This window comes from Oikeobacillus pervagus, assembly GCF_030813365.1.
GTDB lineage: Bacteria > Bacillota > Bacilli > Bacillales > DSM-23947 > Oikeobacillus > Oikeobacillus pervagus.
Genome location: NZ_JAUSUC010000098.1, coordinates 1 through 1,784, shown reverse-complemented (window position 1 = coordinate 1,784; position 1,784 = coordinate 1). Strand labels below are relative to the sequence as shown.

Genomic DNA, 1,784 nt, shown 5'->3' with positions numbered 1-1,784 from the left:
TCTATGGAGTTGAAACAAAAACTCTTCGGGAGATTAATCAGCAAGCATTTTCTGTGAAGGATGACCGTGTAAGGGGAGTTACTAAGGGTACGGGTAATACTAGTAAGACTGTTGATGATGTAGTTAAAGATGGTAGTCACTTTTTAGATGAATTTAAATTGAAACCTAATGTAAAATATGAAACAAATGGATATCTATATCAAACAGATGAACTAGGAAGAATTGAGAGAGCTTCTGGAGAATTAACGTTAGAGATGGGAGAACGTAATAGTAAGCATCAGCTAGCTGCTGGAGGAGAAGACCGAGTTAAAGCTCCTAGTACTCAAGGCGATCATGGTGGACATTTAATCGGTACGCAATTTAATGGATCTCCACTAATTGATAACATAGTTGCAATGAATGGTAATGTTAATGTAAGTGCTTATAAAAAATTGGAATCTGCTTGGGCAAAAGCTTTAAGAGATAAGCGGGAAGTTATAGTTGATATTAGACCTGTATATGAAGGGAATTCTGTGAGGCCTGTTAGCTTTAACATAAAATATAGAATTGATGGAGAAAAATTTAAAGCCAGTTTGAAAAATGTATATGGAGGAAAGTAAATGAATACAGAGAACTTGGAAAGTATTTATCAAAAAGTAGCTATACAGTTAAACAATATTATTCCAGAACCATGGGAAAAAGTAATGGTATATTCAGAAGTTGATGAATATAGTGATTCGACGGTGTTTTTCTACTATCCAAAAAATAAGCAGGAACCAATATACAGTTTAGATATTGAAGATATGGAAGGGATTGATGAAGACGAGACTGAACGTCAATTAAATCTTCTTGACAGCATCTTTAGAGAGTTATGGGAAGAATTTAAAAGAAATAAGCAGGAACCTTGGACTAATTTAACATTTGAGTTATATTCTACTGGTAAGTTTGATATTGAATTTGATTATACTTTATTAGAGGAAGAAAATAATTATAATCATTATGAGAGATTAATTATATGGAAGTATAAAAGATTAGGAATTTCCCCTGATGAAAAGAGAGAAAGTGATGTGAAACTAATTAGAGAATATATTAATACACAAAAATGATCTCTACTAGAGTTATAGATATAAGGTGTTTGAAAATCCATACTCCATGATGGTTGTACCATCATGGAGTATGGTGTGCAATGATAGAATAGGAAACGAGGTACGAGCTTAGACGAGATGACATTTTACATGGGGATGAATATAACCACATGGAATGTATATGAAACTAACGAACTCGTAAGTTTGAATATAGTATGTGTCATGATGTACAAAAGGTGTCATACTGTTACTACAAAACTTACAAATTTATGCTACTTAAAAATAGATGAACTTAAAGCGCTTGATTGTCAATTAAAGGCAACGAGTGTTTTTTTGCATTTTAGCGTAGAAATTTAAAAGAGCACTATAATTTTATAAGTACATTAAGTGTTAAATTTTTATTAATGTTTTATAGGCCGTAGTGGCTGTGTATAGTATACGACGATGTAGAGGAAAAATAAAGAATTGTATTATTTTTTGAAGTCATCGTAAAGTACGTTTTAACGGATGAACGTTATGCATACGTTATCCGCAAAAAACGGATAAACGTTACATGGAATGTAATTGCTGTAATGGGAGAGGACTCAACATGGAAGAGAAAGTAGTTGGTTATGAACAAGTTTTAACAGAAGGACAAGTACGTGAAGGGTACAGCCTAACGTATCAAGTAGAATAAATTGAACGGTACTGTAACGAAAATGAACTACAACTGCTTCACAT

At 32.8% G+C, this 1,784-nt stretch carries 2 protein-coding genes and 1 pseudogene; all 3 read left to right on the top strand.

Annotated elements, in window-relative coordinates; genetic code table 11:
* The first annotated feature begins 53 nt into the window (after positions 1-53).
* Entirely contained in the window at positions 54-599 is a 546-nt protein-coding gene (locus J2S13_RS16775; protein WP_307258968.1) for a DNA/RNA non-specific endonuclease, read from the top strand.
* Positions 600-1,085, top strand: a complete 486-nt coding sequence (locus tag J2S13_RS16770; RefSeq protein WP_307258967.1) for an immunity protein YezG family protein — start codon at positions 600-602, stop codon at positions 1,083-1,085.
* Positions 1,086-1,653: 568 nt separating this feature from the next.
* Positions 1,654-1,737 (top strand): annotated as a pseudogene (locus J2S13_RS17010) (recombinase family protein); the annotation flags it as partial.
* Positions 1,738-1,784 lie beyond the last annotated feature (47 nt).

Bases quoted from the DNA above. Each gene is read 5' to 3' on its own strand.
- J2S13_RS16770 (WP_307258967.1), top strand. From the start codon at position 600: ATGAATACAGAGAACTTGGAAAGTATTTATCAAAAAGTAGCTATACAG.